Genomic DNA, 17826 nt, shown 5'->3' with positions numbered 1-17826 from the left:
CGCCGTCCCCGCGGTCAGGCCGCGCCCGCGGGCGCGGGCCCGGCGAGCGAGGCCAGCCGGCCGGCGAGCCGGCTGTCGCCGACGACCTCGGCGTCCGGGAAGAGGCCGAGGACGATCAGGCCGATGGTCTCCTTGACGACCCGCTCGGCGACCGGGTCGAGGATGCCGGTCAGGCTGGGGATGCCGAAGTCGAAGTCGGTGGTGAAGTCGAGCCGGGCGCCCTCGTCCGTCGCCACGACGCGCCACCGGCCGGAGAAGGACTCGAAGTCCCCGTCGGTCTGCGCGAAGTCGATGGTGCGGGCCTCCTCGTCGGCCCGGTCGGTCTCCGTCCAGCGGAGGACTCCGTTGCGGAAGTAGACCTCCCAGTCGCTGCCGCCCTCGTGCGGCTCGACCGAGCGCACCGCGGGCGCCAGGTCGGGGAACCGGCCGAAGTCGCGGACCGCGGTGAACACGGTGCCGGGGTCGCTGCCGGGCAGGTCGATCGCAAGCTGCACGCTACGCATGGGTTCTGCCGCCTAGTGAGTCGGTGTGGAAGGGAGGTACTGCGCCGCCTGCGCACGGCACGCCCGGTCGAACGCCTCGCAGAGGAACGCGACGTCGGAGGGCGTGAGCACGGCCGGGGGAGTGAAGCGCAGCACCATGTGGGAGTTGAGCGAGTGGTTGGCGATGACGCCCTGTTCGAGCAGTTCGATCAGCAGCTCGCCGGCGAGGCCCGGTTCGGTGAACTCCACGCCGATGAGCAGCCCCTGCCCGCGCACCTCGCGGACCGCGGGGCCGAAGTGGCGTTCGGCGATGGCGCGCAGCTCGGTGAGCAGCTGGGTGCCGAGCACCCGGGCCCGGTCGACCAGGCCGTCGTCCTCGATGGCCTCAAGGGCTCCGCGCACCGCGGCCATCGCGAGCGGCGAGCCGGAGAAGGTGGAGGTGTGCAGGTAGGGGTCCTTGTCGAGGACGGAGAACACCTCGGGCGTGGCGACCAGCGCGGAGACGGGCATGACGCCGCCGCCGAGCGCCTTGCCGGTGAGCAGGATGTCGGGGACGACGCCCGCCAGGTCGGCGCCCCACCAGGCGCCCAGGCGGCCGAGGCCGGTCTGGATCTCGTCGAGGACAAGCAGTGCGCCATGGGTGTCGCAGGCCCGGCGCACCTCGCGCAGGTAGCCCTCCGGCGGGATGATCACCCCGGCCTCGCCCTGGACCGGCTCGATGACCACGCACGCCTCGCCCGGCATGGTCGCCAGCAGCCGGTCGAGGGCCGCGGCGTCGCCGTAGGGGACGTGGTCGACGCCCGGCAGGAGCGGACGGAAGGGGTCCTGGAAGGTGTCCTTGCCGGTGAGGCTGAGCGCGCCCATGGTCTTGCCGTGGTAGCCGCCCCCGGTGGCCACGAGACGGGTGCGGCCCTGGGCGCGGGCGACCTTGACCGCGGCTTCCACGGCCTCGGCGCCGCTGTTGGCGAAGTGCACGCGTTCCAGGCCGGGCGGGGCGAAGTCGACGAGGGCGTCCGCGGCGTAGGCGGCCTGCGGTTCGAGGAAGAGGCGGGTGGCGACGGGGTGGCGGCCGAGCTGCTCGGTGACGCGGGCGAGGACGGCCGGGTGCCGGGCGCCGGTGATGAAGACGCCGTAGCCGCCGCAGTTGAGGAACCGGCGGTCGTCCTCGCCGGTGACCCAGGCGCCCTCCGAGGCCAGTTCGACGTGGCGGCCGAAGAGTTCGCCGAGCGTGGCGCGGCCCTTGTTCATCCGCGTCCGGTAGAGCTCGATCAGGGTGTCCGCGTCGGTGGCCTCGACGGCCGCGCCCGGTGTTTCGACTGTGGTCATGGTTCCCTCGGTGGTCGCGCGGAAGGGCAGGTTGTGGCGGATGTCCCGCAGGGCCGTCTGGAGGGTCGCGGCGAACAGCTGGGGCAGGTGCCCGCCGGACACGTCAGCCGAACAGCTCACGCCAGGCGCCGAAGACCGCCTCGCGGGGCCGTGATCCCTCGCTGAAGCTGACGCCCTGGACGTGCGAGGTGCGCAGGATCGGGTAGTTGGCCTCGCCGAAGACACCGCCGGTCAGGCCGGTGCCGCCGTGGGTGGGCAGGCAGGGCAGGAAGCCGATGTGCGAGTCGTTGACCTTGAGGAGGCCGCCGCCGGTGACGCGGTCGGTGAAGTGGGTGACGACCCGTTCGTCCCGCGCCCAGAGGGAGTTCCGCAGCCCGTAGTCGTTGCTCTCCACGAAGGCGACGAAGCGGTCGAGCAGGGTCTCGTCGTCGGCGGGTTCGGCGACGACGACCGGCAGGAGCGGGAAGAACGTCTCGTGGCGCACGGCGTCGAGCTCCCTGGCGTGCGCGAGGCCGCGGACGAGCAGGACCGTCGGCTCCAGGAAGATGCCGTGCGGGTCGCGGGTGCCGTCGAGCCGCATCGCGTGGCCGCCGGTGAGGAGTTCGGCGCCATTGTCCAGCGCCTGCTCCAGGCAGGTGAAGAACTTCTCGTTGCGCAGGACGGGGGTGAGGAGCACCTCGGGGTCCTGCGGCCGGCCGGGGCGGATCTCCCGTACGCGCCGCACCAGTTCCCCGGTGAGGCGGTCGGCGACGTCCGGGTGGACGACGACCTGGTTGGGGATCATGCAGAGCTGGCCCGAGCCGTAGAAGCTCTCGGTCAGCGCCTCGGCGGCCAGTTCGACGTCGGCGTCCTTCCAGACCGTCACGACGTCGTTGCCGGCGAGCTCCAGGATCGGCTTCTTGCCGGCGGCGACGCAGCGCTGCTCGAAGCGGACGCCGTTCTCGCTGCTGCCGAAGTAGATGATGTCGTCGACCTCGGGGCTGTCCAGCCAGACGGAGAGCATCGGTGCCGGATCGCCGCAGACGGCGTTGAGCACACCGCCGGGGGCGCCGAGCTCGTCGAGGACGGGCGCGACGATCTCCTGGAGGACGTACATCACGCCGAGGGGGCCGCTGCGGGGCGCGCGGACGACGAGCGCGTTGCCCGCCATGATCGAGGTGGCGCCCAGCATCGCGCTGGACAGCGGGGCGTTCTGCGGCGGGTTCAGGCAGACCACGCCGTCCGGCCTGCGGCGGACCTGGAGGCGCCGCTCGCCGTGCCGGAACTCCTGGAGCATCTGCGAGCGGTAGAACGCGGTGGACCGCGGCCCGAAGATCTCCAGCATCCCGGAGACCTGCCAGCGGGCCAGCGGCAGCGGGTGCCCCTCGGCGACCAGGACGTCGGCTATCTGCTCGGCGTTCTCGGCGATCCGCCCGTGCAGCAGCTCGGCGAAGCGGTCGACGCGTGTCCGGAGCGGTACCGCGCCCCACTCGGGCGCCGCCGACGCGGCGGCCTTCACCGCCAGTTCGACGGTGTCCCTGTCGGCCTTGGCGACCCGGCCCACCACGGTGTCCGGAAGCTCGCCGGGGGTGTCTTCCGGCCGCCCCTGCTCCAGGCGGCGCTTGAGGCGGAGAGTGGCGAATACGTCGTCGAGCAGGGCGTTGGAGTCCACCACGTAGACCCACTCACCGCTCTCTCTCCGCTCGCCGTTCACGTAGGAGTAGTAGGTGCGCAGGTCCTGATGGGGGATCGAACGGGACAGCTGACCAGTGCCCACACTGACTCCATTTCGTCTGCGGACATCGAGCGAGTCGAGTCTGTGGAAGGGATGCATACAAGACCTTTCCAGGGCTTCCTGAGAATGCACTGAAACCTGACTGAAGCGGTGTTTTTCCGGGAGGAACGCACGCCGAACAACCGGCCGTCGCCTGTCCGGATATCACCGGGTGAGGCGTTACGGCCGGTTTCGAGGGGTGACAGAGAGGGACGTCCCCACTATGGTTAGTCAGGTGACTAATAGGAGGGGACGCCCGAGGGGTCGGGGGTGGTGTGAGCGAGGCGTCAGCGACCGGCGAGGATCAGGCTCGGTTCCTGTTTGAGGATCTCCGCGAGCCTGCTGCGCATGCCGGGCCCCGGTTCGAGGCCGAGGTCGTTGCTGAGGTGCTCGCGGACCCGGTAGTAGACGTTGATGGCGTCCGCCTGCCGGCCGGAGCGGTAGAGGGCCAGCATCAGCTGCTCGCAGAAGCGCTCCCGCAAGGGGTGGCGGGTGAGCAACTGCTTGAGCTGCGGCACGACTTCACGGTGCAGGCCGAGGGCGAGCTGCGCCTCGATCAGCAGGTCCTTGGCCATCAGCTTGGTCTCGTTGAGATGCGCGCAGGCCGTCTGGCAGCTGATGCCCTGACCGGTGTCGGCGAGTGCGGGACCGCGCCACAGCCGCAGCGCGTCGTTGAGCACGGTGATCGCCCGCTCGGGGTCCTCGTGGAGGGTGCGGCTGCCCACCTGCTGCACGATCCGGGTGAACCGCAGGGCGTCCACGTCGTCGGCGTCGACGTCGAGCAGATAGCCCGAACCGGAGGTGCGCAGCAGGTCGCGGGCGCGAGTGCTGTCGGTCTGCTCCGCGAGGGAGCGGCGCAGCCTGGCGACGTGGCCCTGGAGTGAGTTGCCCGCCGAGCGCGGCGGATTGTCGCCCCACAGCTCGTCCAGGAGGTCGGCCGAGGAGATGACCTCGCCCGGATGCAGGGCGAGACTGGCGATGATGGTCCTTGGCTTCGCGCCCGGTATCTCTATCCCGGTCCCCTCGTGGGTGACACGCATCGGTCCCAAAACTTCGATCAGCATTCCGTTCCCCGTCTGCTCGAAATTGCCGTGCTCTGCTGGGCGTTCTGTGGGGTCGCCCGCCCGACCGACGGCCTGTCTGGGGGTGAAGGAAACAGGTGTCGGTGGCCCCCGTGGAAAAAGCTGTGACCAGGTGCCGCCCCGTGAGTGAATGAATGTCCGTACAGCGTCCGGCCGCCTTGCGGCGCACACGGGCGCCGCGCTTGTGCGTGCCCGCGACAATGGTCGCGTTCGCGTTACCGAGAGGTACGCGTACGCGCATTCGCGAATTGGTTGGAACTCGTATTAAAACACGGACTGATGGCTGAATCCAGTGGCCATATGCCCCGTGGGGGCTGGATTACTCCGGTCGCTCAAGTTGATTTATGAACCATCGCCGAGGCCCTGATCGCCGGCAATCCACGGCGAATTGACCGGCCCTCGCGGGTCGGGCGTTCCCGGCATATCGTTCCGGGAAAACGGGAAGTTCCGCTTCCGTGCATGGGCATTCTGTTTATCTCACTCGTCGGCCCGGTCACCGCTCCTGTCGACGGCCCGGTCGTAGGAGTCGTAGGACTGGACGGGCCGGCCGAGGCGCTCCGGCACGCCGTGGGCGAGGACCAGCTTCAGGAGCAGGACCGCCGGCAGCCAGTCGAGTCCGGGGGGCGCCTCGACGTAGGGCGCCACCATGATCCCGGCGACCACGACGCCGAGGGCGATCGGCCGCTTCAGGCGCTCGTCCGCCCGGTCGACGGCGACCGCGCCGGTCAGCGCCCACGCGTACCAGAGCAGCCCCCACCACCAGGTGCCGCCCGGTATCACCAGGGCGATGAGCACCGGCTGGAAGTGGGCCGCGGTGAAGCCCACCGGATGGTGGACGAAGTGGGCGAACGCCGAGTCGGTGTAGGTGAGGGGGGAGTGGTAGAAGAGCTTGGCGGTGTCCAGGCCGTTGGCGACGACACCGCCGGCCAGGTCGTGGACGAGCAGGATGCCGATGAGCCACTGCCACCAGGTCCAGCCGAGGCCGTGGCCTCCGACGAGGAGCGCGCCGATGCCGAAGACCGAGACCGCGTAGGCGAGTCCCTTCTCGCCGCGCGTCGCGCCGGCGCCGAAGGCCCAACTCGTCTTGGCCGCTTCCACTGTGCATCCTTCCTGGCGGGCAGGGGGAACGTACGGAGGAGACGGCGACCCGGCCGGGGGTGGTCCGGGCCGCCGAGACTGCGCGGTCAGGGGGACGCTTCCCCCGTGGGGCCGGGAGCCGGGCCGCCCGGCAGGAACTGCGAGAGCGCCGAGAGCGCCTCGCCGTTGTCGAGGTCCGGGTCGAGCATCCGGTGCAGCAGCATGCCGTCGAGCAGGGCGATCAGCACGGTCTCGCTGCCGTCGGGCGCGGAGGGGTGCACCTTCTTGATCCAGGTGCGCAGCCCGGCCCTCGTCTCCGTGAGCGCCTCACGGAGCGCCTCGCCGAGCAGCGGCTCGCGGGCCGCGCCCGCGATGACCTCCACGGTGAGCCGGGCGGTCCTGCTGTCGTGCGGGGCGGCGAGCAGCTCGATCAGCCTGGCGTGCGCCTGCTCGACCGTCGTGGTGCTGCTGAGCGCCAGGGTCACCGGGTCGAAGACCTCCGCGCCGACCCGGCGGGCGATGGCGATCTTCAGGTTGGGCAGGCCGCCCCAGTAGTAGTGGATCAGACCGAGGTTGGCGTTGGCGCGCTCGGCGACGGACCGGGTGGTGACGCCGGGCCACCCGCTCTCCGCGAGCAGTTCCACGCCGGCGTCGACCAGCTGATCACGTCGACGCTGCCCTCGCGGCGAAGTTGGCCGATCGACTAAATTAGTCATGTGAGCAACCTATCGTCACGCCGCCGGTTTGTCACCTTCACCCATCGCCCCAGGTCGGGGCGGTCGAGCCCGCGACGACCCCGGCGGCCGCGCCCGTCGCCGCCCCGGGCCGCCCGCGGCCCGCCCCCGGCCGGTATCCGCGGGGGTGCCGGCGAAAGCGGTGAAACTTTCTCCCCCGCTCTGACCGGGGAAATCACCGTGAATTCCCCCGAACCGCCTTGACACTCGCCACCGGTCGGCTATTACATGCAGCTCCCGGACGGCCATCTCCGTCATCTCTGTGCCTGTCGACGGCATTCCGCGGCGAATCGACGTCTCTTCGCCCCCGCCCCGCTCCCGCAAACAAACGGAGTTCCCCTATGCTTTCGCGACTGGCGTCGCTGGCAGTCCACCGGCGCCGTCTTGTGCTCATCCTGTCCGCCCTGGGATTCGTGCTGATCGCCGTCGTCTCCGGGCCGGTGATGACCTCGCTGTCCGCGGGCGGTTTCGACGACCCGGATTCCGAATCGGCCGCCGCCTCCGACATCCTTGAGGACCGCTTCGACGCGGGCGACGCCAACTTCATCCTCCTCGTCGAGCCCGACAAGGCGCTCGACGACCCGCAGACCCGCCGGGACGGTGAGCGGCTCACCAGGAAGCTCGCCGCTCAGGACGGTGTCGAGTCCGTCGACTCCTACTTCGCGGGACGGGGCGGTCAGCCCGCGGAGGAGCTGGTCTCGGAGAAGGGCGACCAGGCCCTGATCGTGGCCCGGCTCGTCGGCGACGACGACGAACAGGCGGAGACGGCCGAGGAGATCGTGCCCGAGGTCACGGGCGACCAGGGCAGCCTCGCCGTGAAGTCCGGCGGCTACGCGGAGTTCAACCGGCAGGCCAACGAGAAGGTCGAGAAGGACCTCCTGCTCGCCGAGTCGATCGCCGTCCCGATCACTTTGCTCCTGCTCATCCTGGTCTTCCGCTCGGGCGCCGCCGCGCTGCTCCCGCTCGCGGTCGCCGGGGTGTCGGTCGTGGGCTCGCTGGCCGCCCTGGTGGTGATCGCCCAGTTCACCTCGGTGTCGGTCTTCGCCACCAACCTCACCACCGCGCTCGGCCTCGGCCTGGCCATCGACTACTCCCTCTTCATCGTCAGCCGCTACCGCGAGGAACTCGCCAAGGGCTGCGACCTGGAGGAGGCGCTGCGCCGCTCGCTGAACACCGCGGGCCGCACCGTCTTCTTCTCCTCGCTCACGGTGCTGCTCTCGCTCTGCGCGCTGCTCGTCTTCCCGCTCTTCTACCTGACCTCGTTCGCCTACGCGGGCATCGGCGTCGTCATCTTCGCGATGCTCGGCTCGCTGGTGGTGCTGCCGGCGCTGCTGTCCCTGCTCGGCCCCCGCATCGACAAGTACGACCTGCTCGCCCTGGTCCGCCGGGGCCGGCCGCGGACGGAGGGGCCGCGCTCGGACGGCTTCTGGTACCGGCTCGCCACCTTCGTGATGCGCAGGCCCGTCCCGGTGCTCACCGTGGTGCTCATCGGCCTCGCCGTCATCGTGGCGCCGTTCGGCAGCGCCTCGTACGGGCTGCCCGACGACCGCTCGCTCTCCAAGGACGCCGAGGCCGCGCAGGTCGGCGACGCCCTGCGCGAGGACTTCCCCGCGCTGGCCGGGCAGGGGCTCCAGATCGTGCTCGACGGCGCCAAGCCGCCGTCCGGTGAACTGGCCGCGTACGCCGCCGAGGTGTCACGGGTCGACGGCATCGAGCGGGTCGACTCCTCGGCGGGCGTCTTCCAGGACGGCGAGCGCGTCGCCGGCGCCCCGCCCGGCGCCGCGGACGTCTTCGACGCCGACGACGCGACCTGGCTGTCCCTGCAGAGCGTCACCGAGGCGTACTCCGACGACGGCCAGGACATGGTGGCCGACGTGCGCGGGGTCTCCCCGCCGGACGGCACCGAGTCCAAGGTCGGCGGCATGGCCGCTGCCTACACCGACACCCTCGACGGCCTCTGGGACGCGCTGCCCTACGCCGTGCTGATCATCGCCGTGCTCACCTTCGTGCTGCTCTTCCTCTTCACCGGCAGCCTGCTCGTGCCGGCGAAGGCGATCATCATGAACCTGCTGAGCCTGACCGCCACCTTCGGCGCGATGGTCTTCATCTTCCAGGAGGGCCATCTCACGTTCCTCGCCGGTGACTTCACGGTGACGGGGCAGATCGACGTCACCATGCCGATCCTCATGTTCTGCGTGATCTTCGGGCTCTCGATGGACTACGAGGTGTTCCTGCTCTCCCGGATCAAGGAGGAGTACGACCGCACGGGCGACAACACCCTGGCGGTGGCCCACGGCATCCAGAGCACGGGACGGCTGATCACCGCCGCGGCCGGGCTCATGGCGATCTTCTTCGTCGCGCTCGTCTTCACCAGCTTCACGCCGGTGAAGATCCTCGGCCTCGGCACGGCGCTCGCGATCGTCATGGACGCGCTGATCATCCGCGGTCTGCTCGTGCCCGCGTTCATGCGGCTCGCGGGCCGGGCCAACTGGTGGGCGCCGGGACCGCTGCGCCGCTTCCACCAGAGGTACGGCTTCCACCACGAGGTCCCCGCCGCGCCCGCGGCCGGCGGCCCCGCGGCCGTACCGGCGCAGGCCGCGGAGGAAGGCGTCCCGGGACACACCGGGGCGGCCAGGTGAACCCCGCGCCGCCGCACCCGCCTCACCGGGTGCGGCGGCGCGACGGACTCAGTCGTCCCACTCCGGGCCGCGCTCCTTGCGGCGCTCCCCGAAGACCGCCCCGCGGGCCGCCTGCGCGATGTTGACGGCGACGATGCCCGCCCACGTGGTGAGCAGGCCGGGCATTCCGGCGTTGACCACCCCGATCGCGGAGAGCGGCACCGCCAGGATCAGCGAGATCACGCCGAAGCCGAAGCGGTCGCCCCAGGAGTCGGTCACCGGGCTCGGCGAGCGGGCCCCGCGGGCGACGACCATCTGCTGCTCGGCCATGTGACGGCGGAGCCGGCGGTCGATCGTGCCGTCCAGGCGCTGCTCGACCTTCCCGAGGAAGGAGTCGACCAGGGCGGAGTCGTACTCTTCGCCGAGTTCTCTGCGGGCGTGCAGAGTGGCGTCGAGTTCCTTCTTGAGTTCGGCGTCACGGGCTTCCATACCGCTTCACGTTACGGTGCGGGGGCCGTGCCCGCGGTGGGGCTAACCCCCCTCTCCGACCGGGGCCCATCCCCAGGGACGGCCGGGTTCCGCCGGGCCGTCGCCCAGTACAGCACCGCGGGCACCGCGAGGCCCACGATCCACGAGATGTCGGCGCCGCCCAGCGGTCCGACGAGCGGGCCCGTGTAGAAGTGCGTGGCGAGGAACGGCAGCTGGGCGAGGACCCCGACGGCGTAGACGACGAGTGCGTCCCAGCGCCAGGTGCCGTAGCGGCCGTGCGGGTCGAAGAGGGCGGGGATGTCGTACCGCTCGCGTGAGATCAGGTAGTAGTCGACGAGGTTGATCGCCGACCAGGGCGTGAAGAAGGTCAGCAGGAACAGCAGGAAGTCCTTGAACGACGTCAGGAAGCTGTTTTTGCCGAGCAGTGCCACCGCCGTGCCCGCGACCATGATCAGCGCGATGTACGCGGCCCTGCCGCGCCGGGTCAGGACCTTCTGGCCGCGGAAGCCGCTGACGCTCGTGACCATCGACATGAAGCCGCCGTAGGTGTTGAGCACGTTGATGGTCAGCTTGCCCAGCGCGATCACGAAGTACAGGAACGAGGCGATCAGGCCGGTGCCGCCGAGGCCCACGACGTAGCCGACCTGGTGGGCCAGGAAGGCGTCGCCCGCGCTCGCCGCCACGAGCACCCCGAACGTCATCGACCACTGCGAGCCGATCACCGAGCCCGAGAGGGTCCACCAGAAGGTGGCCTTCGCCGACGTCGTGCGCGGCAGGTAGCGCGAGTAGTCCGCCACGTAGGGGCCGAAGGCGAGCTGCCAGGACGCCGAGAGCGACACGGCGAGCAGGAACACCGGCAGGTCGAAGTGGGCGTCGCCGAGCAGCGCGGAGAGGTCCACGCGGTCCAGGAGCCGCACCCCCAGGTAGCCGAAGGCCGCCGCGCAGACGACGCTCGCGACCCGGCCGAGCGCGTGGATGACGCGGTAGCCGACCGCCGCCATGACCGCCGTGACCACGGCGAAGAGCACGATGCCGGTGGTGTCGTCGGTGTGCGTCAGCTCGGCCGTGGCCTGTCCGGCGAGGACGCTGCCGCTCGCGAAGAACCCGACGTACATCAGGATGACGAGGAGCAGCGGGACGACCGCGCCCTTCACGCCGAACTGGGCCCGCGACTGGATCATCTGCGGCAGGCCGAGCCTCGGTCCCTGCGCCGAGTGCAGTGCCATCACCGCGCCGCCGAGGAGGTTGCCGAGCACCAGGCCGGCCAGCGACCACACCACGTCGCCGCCGAAGACGACGGCGAGCGCGCCCGTGACGACCGCGGTGATCTGGAGGTTGGCGCCGAGCCAGAGCGTGAACTGGCTGAACGCGGTGCCGTGCCGTTCGTCGTCGGGGACGACGTCGATGGAGCGCCGCTCCACCAGCTCTTCGGCTGCCATGCCGATCAACTCCCCTTGTCGCACTGCCTGTACGTACTGCCTGTACGTACTGCCTGTACGTACTGCCTGTACGTCCTGCCTGTCGTGCTGCCTGTTGTGCTCCCTCTTCGTGCTGCCCCTGGGTGCCGGCCGCCTACTTCTCCGTCAGCCCGTGCCGCCCCGCCCAGTCGTCGGCGACGTCCTTCGGGTCCTTCTTGTCCTTGTCCACCAGGCGGTTCAGCTCGGTGAGCTGCCCGGTGGTCAGGAGCGCGCCGAGCCGGGCGAGCGCCTTGCGCACCGTCGAGTCGGCCTTGCGGTCGGCGATGAGCGGCACGACGTGCTGGCCGGGGACGAGGTTCTTGGGGTCGGTGAGGACGACCCAGCCTTCGGCGGCGATGTCGGTGTCGGTGGTGAAGAGGTTCGCCACGTCGACGTCGCCCTTGCGCAGGGCGCCCTTCACCAGCGGCCCGGAGGAGTCCAGGGACTTGAACTCCTTGAACGTGACGCCGTACACGTCCTTGAGGCCGACCACGCCCACCGTGCGCTTCTTCACCTCGGGGGCGGCGCCGATGACCAGCTCGCCGTTGTGCTTCGCCAGGTCGGCGAGGGACGTGAGCCCGTACTCCTTCGCGGTGTCGCGCGTGACGACGAACGCGTCGGAGTCCTCGGCCCGCCCGTAGGGGAGGATCTGCAGGCCGCGCGGCAGGGCCATGGCGAGGGCGTTCTGCATCTCGCCCTCCTCGGTGGCCTCCGCCTCGGGGTCGAGGTAGTGCAGGAGGGCGCCCTGGTACTCGGGCAGCAGGTCGATGTCGCCGCCCTTGAGCGCGGGGATGAGGATCTCCCGCGTGCCGAGGTTGGGGCGGACGTCCGTCTTCACGCCCGCGGCCTCCAGGGCGGCGGCGTAGAGGTACCCGAGCACCTGGTTCTCGGTGAAGTTGGCGGTGCCGATGGTGACGCCGCCCTTGCTGGAGCCGCCGCCACCGCCGCCGGTGCCGCCGCCGTCCAGGGAGGTGATGCCGCCGCTGCACGCGGCGAGCGCGGGGACGGAGGCCGTGGCGAGGAGTCCGCCGAGGAGGGTTCTGCGGTTCATGGTGATCGCTCCTAGGCCCGCTGGGCCGGACGGTGGCGGAAGAGGGCGCGCTGGAGTCCAGCGAGCGCCAGGTCGAGTACGACGGCGACGACCGCCACGAGCACGGCACCGCCGAGCACCTGGACCAGGTCGCGCTGGGCGAGGCCGTCGAAGACGTACCGGCCGAGCCCGCCGAAGGAGACGTACGCGGAGATGGTCGCCGTCGCGACGACCTGGATCAGGGCGAGCCGCAGCCCGGTCATGACCAGCGGCAGCGCGAGCGGCAGTTCCACCCGGAAGAGGACCTGGTGGGCCCGCATGCCCTGGCCGCGCGCCGCGTCCTTCACGTCGCGGTCGACGGCGGTCATGCCGGCGTAGGTGTTGGTGACGATGGAGGGGACGGCGAGCGCGACGAGCGCGATGTAGACGGGCCACATGGACAGGCCGCTCACCAGGAAGACGAGCACGACGAGGCCGACGGTGGGCAGCGCCCGGCCGAAGGACGCGAGGTTGATCGCGACGAAGGCGCCGCGTCCCGTGTGGCCGATGAGCAGGCCGAGCGGCAGCGCGATGGCCGCCGCGACGAGCGTGGCGAGCAGCGAGTACTGGAGGTGCTCGGCGAGGCGGTGACCGATGCCGTCGGGCCCGGTCCACTGCTCGCCGCCGACCAGCCAGGCGCCGAGGTCCTTGAAGAGTTCGTACATGTCACGTGCTCCTCTGGCGGCGGGTCCAGGGCGTCAGGACGTACTGCACGGCGACGAGCAGCGCGTCCGCGACGAGTGCCAGGAGCAGGGTGAGGACGACGCCGACGATCACGGGGGTGGGGAAGTTGCGCTGGAACCCGTCGGTGAACAGCTGGCCGAGGCCGCCGTCGCCGATGTACGTCGCGACGGAGACGAGGGAGATCGACATGACCGTCGCGATCCGTACGCCCGCCATGATCACCGGAAGGGCGAGCGGGAGCTCGACGGTGAGCAGCGTCCGCAGGGGGCGTGTGCCCATGGCCTCGGCGGCTTCCTTCGTCCTGGCGGGGACGGAGTCCAGGCCGTCGACGGTGTTCCGGAGCAGCACGACGAGGGTGTAGATCGTCAGGCCGGTGACGGTGGTGGTCCTGGTGAGCCCGCTGACCGGCAGGAGCAGCACGAAGACGGCGATGGAGGGGACGGTGAAGAGGATGTTCGCCAGGCCGAGCAGCAGTCCGCGCAGCGGGCGCACGCGGTGCGCGAGGACGGCCAGCGGCAGGGAGATCACCAGGCCGAGCAGTACGGCGGAGAGGGCGGCCTGGAGGTGGGAGAGGGTCAGGGTGGTGAGCTCGTCGGTGTGGTCGCCGATCCACGACCAGTCGACGCTCATACCTGCCCCTCGACGTCCGTCGGCGGGTGCGGGCCGTCTTGGGTTGCTCGCGCAGTTCCCCGCGCCCCTGCGGAAGCGTCGTCATCCGGCGTCGAGCCGGCCCCGTCAGGGGCGCGGGGAACTGCGCGGTCAACCCCCACCGGCCCGCGGTTCCTCCGGTGGGCCGCGCCCGCGCCCCCGTGGATGTCGTCCCGCGACGACACTCCCGTCAGGCGCCCCTCCGCGTCCACGCGGGCCACGAGCCCCGTCGGGGACGACAGGGACTCGTCGAGGGCGGCGAGGAGCGAGTCGCCGTCCCGCAGCGGTCGTACGGGGACGTCCGCCGCGTCACCGTCCTTGTGCCGCCAGGACAGCGGCGCCCCCGCCGCGTCCAGCCGCAGCGTCCAGTCGCCGCCCTGCGGGGCCGGGCCCTGGGGGACCTCGGCCAGGGGGACGAGGGAGAGCAGCTTGAGGCCGCGTTCGGCGCCGAGGAAGTCCGCGACGAAGTCGTCGGCGGGGCGGGCGAGCAGTTCGGCGGGCGCGGCGCACTGCACGAGGTGGCCGCCGGTGCGGAAGACGGCTATGCGGTCGCCGAGGCGGACGGCCTCGTCGATGTCGTGCGTGACGAAAACGATGGTCTTGGACAGCTCCCGCTGGAGGCGGAGCAGTTCGTCCTGGAGCTGGGTGCGGACCACGGGGTCCACCGCGCCGAACGGCTCGTCCATGAGCAGCACCGGCGGGTCCGCCGCGAGGGCCCGCGCCACGCCGACGCGCTGCTGCTGGCCGCCGGAGAGCTGGTGCGGGTAGCGCTTCCCGGTGTCGGCGCCGAGGCCGACGGTCTCCAGGAGTTCCGCCGCCCGCGCTCTCGCCCTCCTGCGGCCCCAGCCGAGCAGCAGCGGCACGGTGGCGATGTTGTCGAGGACGGTGCGGTGGGGGAAGAGCCCGGACTGCTGGATGACGTAGCCGATGGAGCGGCGCAGGTCGGCCGCGTCCTGTTCGAGGACGTCACGGCCGCCGACCCGGATGGTGCCCGAGGTCGGGTCGACCATGCGGTTGATCATGCGGAGGGTCGTCGTCTTGCCGCAACCGGAAGATCCGACCAGGACGGTCACACCGCCTTCCGGCATGTCGAGCGTGAGGTCGTGGACCGCTGTCGTGCCGTTCGGGAAGCGTTTGTGGACCGTGTCGAACTGGATCATGAGGAGTCCCTTGCCCGGCTGTATATCGTCATGCAGAGTTCTCGCTGTCTGAATAAGTTGTCAATGGTTCGGCGCACATCGCTGGCAGCAAGTGGTCGCTGAGCAAGACGCGGCGTCCGATTGAGGAGGGAATACGAGTGAAGTCGTCTCGTATCGCGGACACGGCGAGCGACGACAGCGGAGCGGTCGTCGTCCTCGACAGCCGGGGAATGATGGTCGCAGACGTCGTACGCCTGGCCGAATCCGACGCGCGGCCCGTGCCGGCCACCGACGGCATGAAGCGCGCGGAGGAGTCCTGGAACGCCGCCCGCGAGATCGCCGCCTCGGGCCGCGTCTACGGCCGCTCCACCGGTGTCGGCGCCAACCGGAACGAGGACGTGCCCACCGGGGCCGCCGCCGACCACGGCCTGCGGCTGCTGCGCTCGCACGCCGGGGCCATCGGCGCCGAGCTGCCCGCCCGGCAGGTCCGTGCCATGCTCGCCGTCCGCGCCAACCAGCTCCTCGCGGGCGGTGCCGGGCTGCGCCCCGGCGTCGTCACCGCGCTGTGCCGGGCCCTGGAGACCGGCGCGTACCCGAGGGTCAACGAGTTCGGCTCGGTCGGCACCGGCGACATCGCCGCCCTCGCGCAGATGGGGCTCGCCCTCGCCGGCGAACACCCCTGGCGGGGGCCGGGCGCCGCCCCCGAGCCGCAGCCCCTGGACAACAACGACGCCCTCGCCCTGATCAGCAGCAACGCCCTCACCCTCGGCCAGTCCGCGCTCGCCCTGCACGAACTGCGGGGCCTGATCGGTGCCACCCAGGTGGTCGCCGCGCTCTCCCTGATGGCCGTCGACGGCTCCTACGAGGCGTACGCGCTCCCCGTCCACGAGGCGCGCCGCCACCCCGGCTCCTACGCGGTCGCCGAGCGTATGCGCCGGCTCCTCGGCGCCGCCGACCGCCCCACCCCGCCGCTCGGCCGCATCCAGGACCCCTACGGCTTCCGCTGCGTGCCGCAGATCCACGGCCCCGCCCACGACGCGGCGAACGCCCTGGAGGACGTCCTCACCGTCGAGATCAACGCGGCGGCCGAGAACCCGCTGATCTCACCCGAGGACATGGCGGCCTACCACCACGGCGGCTTCTACCTCGCCCAGCTCGCCCTGGCCCTCGACCACTTCCGGCTGGCGGTGACCCAGGCGGCCCGGCTCTCCACCTCCCGCCTCTCCACCCTCAACGAACCGGCCTTCACCCGCCTGCGGCCCTTCCTCGCCGACGGCGAGCCCGCCTCGTCGGGCGTGATGATCCTCGAATACGCGGCCGGAGCCGCCCTCGGCGACCTGCGCGCCTTCTCAGCCCCCGCCTCCCTCGGCCACGCGGTGCTCTCCCGCGGCGTCGAGGAGCAGGCCAGCTTCGCCTCGCTCGCCGCCCGCCAGACGCTGCGCGCCTGCGAGGCGTACCGCATGGTCGTCGGCTGCGAACTGGTCGCCGCCACACGGGCGTTGAGGCAGCGCGGCATACGGCTCGACCCCGGGACGCCGCTCGCGGCGGCCTTCGCGCTCGCCGACTCCGCGCTGGAGGCGGAGTGCGCCGACCGGCCGCTGACGGATGATGTGACGGCGGCGGCCGGGCTGCTCGACCGCTTCACCCGGCTCCGGGCGGAGTCCGGCGCCGGCACGAGTGCGGGAACAGACATGGTGAGGGGGACGGCATGAGCGACAGCCCTGCCGCGCGACTGCAAGTGCTCTTCGAGGGCCACCGGCTCACACCGACCCAGCGGCGCATCGCCCACTGCATGGTGCGCAGGGCCGCCGACGCGCCCTTCCTCTCCAGCGTCGAACTGGCCGAGCTCGCGGGGGTGAGCCAGCCCTCCGTCACCCGTTTCGCCGTGGCGCTCGGCTTCGACGGCTACCCGGCGCTGCGCAGGCACCTGCGGGACGTGGCGCCCGCCGAGTCCTCGGCCAAGGCCCTGGCGAACGAGTACCAGCAGGCGGTCGAGGCGGAGATCGAGAACCTCCGGCACCTCGCCGGGCTCCTCGCCGACCCCGCCCCCGTCGAGCGCGCGGGACGGCTCCTCGCCGCCTCGCGGCCGCTGCCGGTGCTCGGGCTGCGGGCGGCGGCCTCCCAGGCGTACGGCTTCTCCTACTTCGCCGCCAAGGTCCACCCCGACGTCCGGCTCCTCGACGAGGGCGGCACGATGCTCGCCGACCGAGTCGACGCCGCGGTCCGCGCGGGCGCCACCGCGCTCCTCTGCTTCGCCCTGCCCCGCCACCCCCGCGAGGTCGTCGACACCCTCGCCCACGCGCGCTCGGCGGGCCTCACCGTGGTGACGGTCGCCGACTCGGCGTTCGCCCCCGTGGCCGCCCACTCCGACCTGCTCCTGCCCGCGGCGGTCGGCACCGGCCTCGCCTTCGACACGGCCTGCGCCCCGATGCTGCTGGGCCGCGTCCTCCTTGAGGCCATGTGCGACGGCCTCCCGGACGCCCAGGCCCGCCTGGAGGAGTTCGACGTACGGGCGGCGGAGCGGGGCCTGTTCGTGGAGTAGCGGGACGGGGGGCGGGGCTCAGACCTCCAGGGCCGCCTCGATGCGCCGGAGCTGGTGGCGGGCCATGGCCAGGTTGGCGCGGTCCTTCGTGCGCAGCTTGGCGCGCACGGGTGGCGGGCGCCGCCGCCCGGAGAGGTCGCGCAGGCGCATGCGGGCGAGCGCGAGGTTGCCGGTGCGCCGGTCGAGCCAGAGGTAGAGGAACACGCTGCTGTCGAAGGTCGTCCCGACGAAGCGGATCAGGTGGAACCCGGCGCGCGTGGTGACCATCAGGTCCTCGACGGGCAGCTCCTCGCGGACCGCCCTCGGCGCCGGAGCGACGGACGCGGGCAGGGCGACGCGGGCAGGGCGGGCCCGGGGGACACGGACCCGGGGGACACGGGCGCCGCGGGGGCGAACGCTCCGTACTCGGCCGCCAACCGCGCCACCTCGGCGGTCTCCGCGGCGGTCGCCTCGTGGTCGCCGTTCGGGGAATCGCCGACCGAACCGAGGGCGAGCCCGCTGGTCCAGTCGACGATCGCCGCGCCGCGCGCACCGGGCAGTGCCATGGCTTCGGACAGACACTCGTCGATTCCGGGCACGCGGCCTCCCCTCCCCAGGGCGGAACCGGGTGGTCCCCCGGCCACCCGACCGGGCGCCGACCGCCGCCCGGTGGGAGGAAGGTACGCAGGAACCGTGGAGAGTCCACGGCGATGGGCACTTTCCAGGGGAACATGCCCGAGCCATGAC

Annotated in this window: 15 protein-coding genes and 1 pseudogene; 3 read left to right on the top strand and 13 right to left on the bottom strand. The window is 71.6% G+C overall.

Translation table 11 applies throughout. The features are described 5' to 3' along the window. Window positions 1-14 precede the first annotated feature (14 nt). The 6 genes from AB0I16_RS22460 to AB0I16_RS22435 all read right to left on the bottom strand — a co-directional run bounded on the left by AB0I16_RS22460 (window position 15) and on the right by AB0I16_RS22435 (window position 6436). Window positions 15-503 carry an SRPBCC family protein gene (locus tag AB0I16_RS22460; protein ID WP_363251241.1) on the bottom strand — a complete coding sequence of 163 codons (489 nt, stop codon included), beginning with the start codon at window positions 501-503 and terminating at the stop codon, window positions 15-17. A gap of 12 nt (window positions 504-515) precedes the next feature. Next, window positions 516-1808, bottom strand: a complete 1293-nt coding sequence (locus AB0I16_RS22455) for an aminotransferase class III-fold pyridoxal phosphate-dependent enzyme (protein ID WP_363251278.1) — start codon at window positions 1806-1808, stop codon at window positions 516-518. Window positions 1809-1911: 103 nt separating this feature from the next. Then, entirely contained in the window at window positions 1912-3564 is a 1653-nt protein-coding gene (locus tag AB0I16_RS22450; protein WP_363251240.1) for an aldehyde dehydrogenase family protein, read from the bottom strand. A 284-nt stretch (window positions 3565-3848) separates the two neighbouring features. Then, window positions 3849-4601: a BTAD domain-containing putative transcriptional regulator gene (locus AB0I16_RS22445; RefSeq protein ID WP_363251238.1), complete on the bottom strand. Its 753-nt coding sequence runs from the start codon at window positions 4599-4601 to the stop codon at window positions 3849-3851. Window positions 4602-5120: 519 nt separating this feature from the next. After that, window positions 5121-5741, bottom strand: a complete 621-nt coding sequence (locus AB0I16_RS22440; protein ID WP_363251237.1) for a hypothetical protein — start codon at window positions 5739-5741, stop codon at window positions 5121-5123. Between the two features lie 86 nt (window positions 5742-5827). Continuing rightward, the gene (locus AB0I16_RS22435; RefSeq protein WP_363251236.1) at window positions 5828-6436 is read right to left on the bottom strand and encodes a TetR/AcrR family transcriptional regulator; all 609 of its coding nucleotides are present in this window, start codon (window positions 6434-6436) and stop codon (window positions 5828-5830) included. Between the two features lie 359 nt (window positions 6437-6795). Between AB0I16_RS22435 and AB0I16_RS22430 the strand changes: the two genes are divergently transcribed. Next, the gene (locus AB0I16_RS22430) at window positions 6796-9093 is read left to right on the top strand and encodes an MMPL family transporter (protein ID WP_363251234.1); all 2298 of its coding nucleotides are present in this window, start codon (window positions 6796-6798) and stop codon (window positions 9091-9093) included. 48 nt (window positions 9094-9141) lie between these two features. Here AB0I16_RS22430 and AB0I16_RS22425 read toward each other — a convergent pair whose 3' ends face one another. From AB0I16_RS22425 to AB0I16_RS22400, 6 genes are all read right to left on the bottom strand, one after another. Then, the gene (locus tag AB0I16_RS22425) at window positions 9142-9561 is read right to left on the bottom strand and encodes a hypothetical protein (protein ID WP_363251232.1); all 420 of its coding nucleotides are present in this window, start codon (window positions 9559-9561) and stop codon (window positions 9142-9144) included. 11 nt (window positions 9562-9572) lie between these two features. Continuing rightward, window positions 9573-11000, bottom strand: coding sequence for a cytosine permease (locus tag AB0I16_RS22420; protein ID WP_363251231.1), 1428 nt, complete (start codon window positions 10998-11000; stop codon window positions 9573-9575). Between the two features lie 133 nt (window positions 11001-11133). Next, window positions 11134-12069, bottom strand: coding sequence for an ABC transporter substrate-binding protein (locus tag AB0I16_RS22415; protein WP_363251229.1), 936 nt, complete (start codon window positions 12067-12069; stop codon window positions 11134-11136). An 11-nt stretch (window positions 12070-12080) separates the two neighbouring features. Beyond that, window positions 12081-12752 carry an ABC transporter permease gene (locus tag AB0I16_RS22410; protein ID WP_363251228.1) on the bottom strand — a complete coding sequence of 224 codons (672 nt, stop codon included), beginning with the start codon at window positions 12750-12752 and terminating at the stop codon, window positions 12081-12083. A 1-nt stretch (window position 12753) separates the two neighbouring features. Then, entirely contained in the window at window positions 12754-13401 is a 648-nt protein-coding gene (locus AB0I16_RS22405) for an ABC transporter permease (protein ID WP_363251227.1), read from the bottom strand. After that, on the bottom strand, window positions 13398-14579 hold the full coding sequence (locus AB0I16_RS22400) for an ABC transporter ATP-binding protein (protein WP_363251226.1): 1182 nt from the start codon (window positions 14577-14579) through the stop codon (window positions 13398-13400). The genes AB0I16_RS22405 and AB0I16_RS22400 overlap by 4 nt, the downstream gene beginning before the upstream one ends. A gap of 209 nt (window positions 14580-14788) precedes the next feature. Here AB0I16_RS22400 and AB0I16_RS22395 point away from each other — a divergent pair, with 209 nt between their 5' ends. Continuing rightward, window positions 14789-16270: an aromatic amino acid ammonia-lyase gene (locus tag AB0I16_RS22395; RefSeq protein ID WP_363251277.1), complete on the top strand. Its 1482-nt coding sequence runs from the start codon at window positions 14789-14791 to the stop codon at window positions 16268-16270. Then, a complete protein-coding gene (locus AB0I16_RS22390) occupies window positions 16267-17100 on the top strand; it encodes a MurR/RpiR family transcriptional regulator (RefSeq protein ID WP_363251224.1) in 834 nt (277 codons plus the stop codon). The genes AB0I16_RS22395 and AB0I16_RS22390 overlap by 4 nt, the downstream gene beginning before the upstream one ends. A 129-nt stretch (window positions 17101-17229) precedes the next feature. Here the strand turns inward: AB0I16_RS22390 and AB0I16_RS22385 are convergent. After that, window positions 17230-17678 (bottom strand): annotated as a pseudogene (locus AB0I16_RS22385) (hypothetical protein); the annotation flags it as partial. Between the last annotated feature and the right edge of the window lie 148 nt (window positions 17679-17826).

Origin of the sequence: Streptomyces sp. NPDC050703 (assembly GCF_040654435.1) — a bacterium.
Classification (GTDB): Bacteria; Actinomycetota; Actinomycetes; order Streptomycetales; family Streptomycetaceae; genus Streptomyces.
Note: the sequence above shows the minus strand (reverse complement) of the source record. Positions and strands in the feature narration are given on the sequence as shown.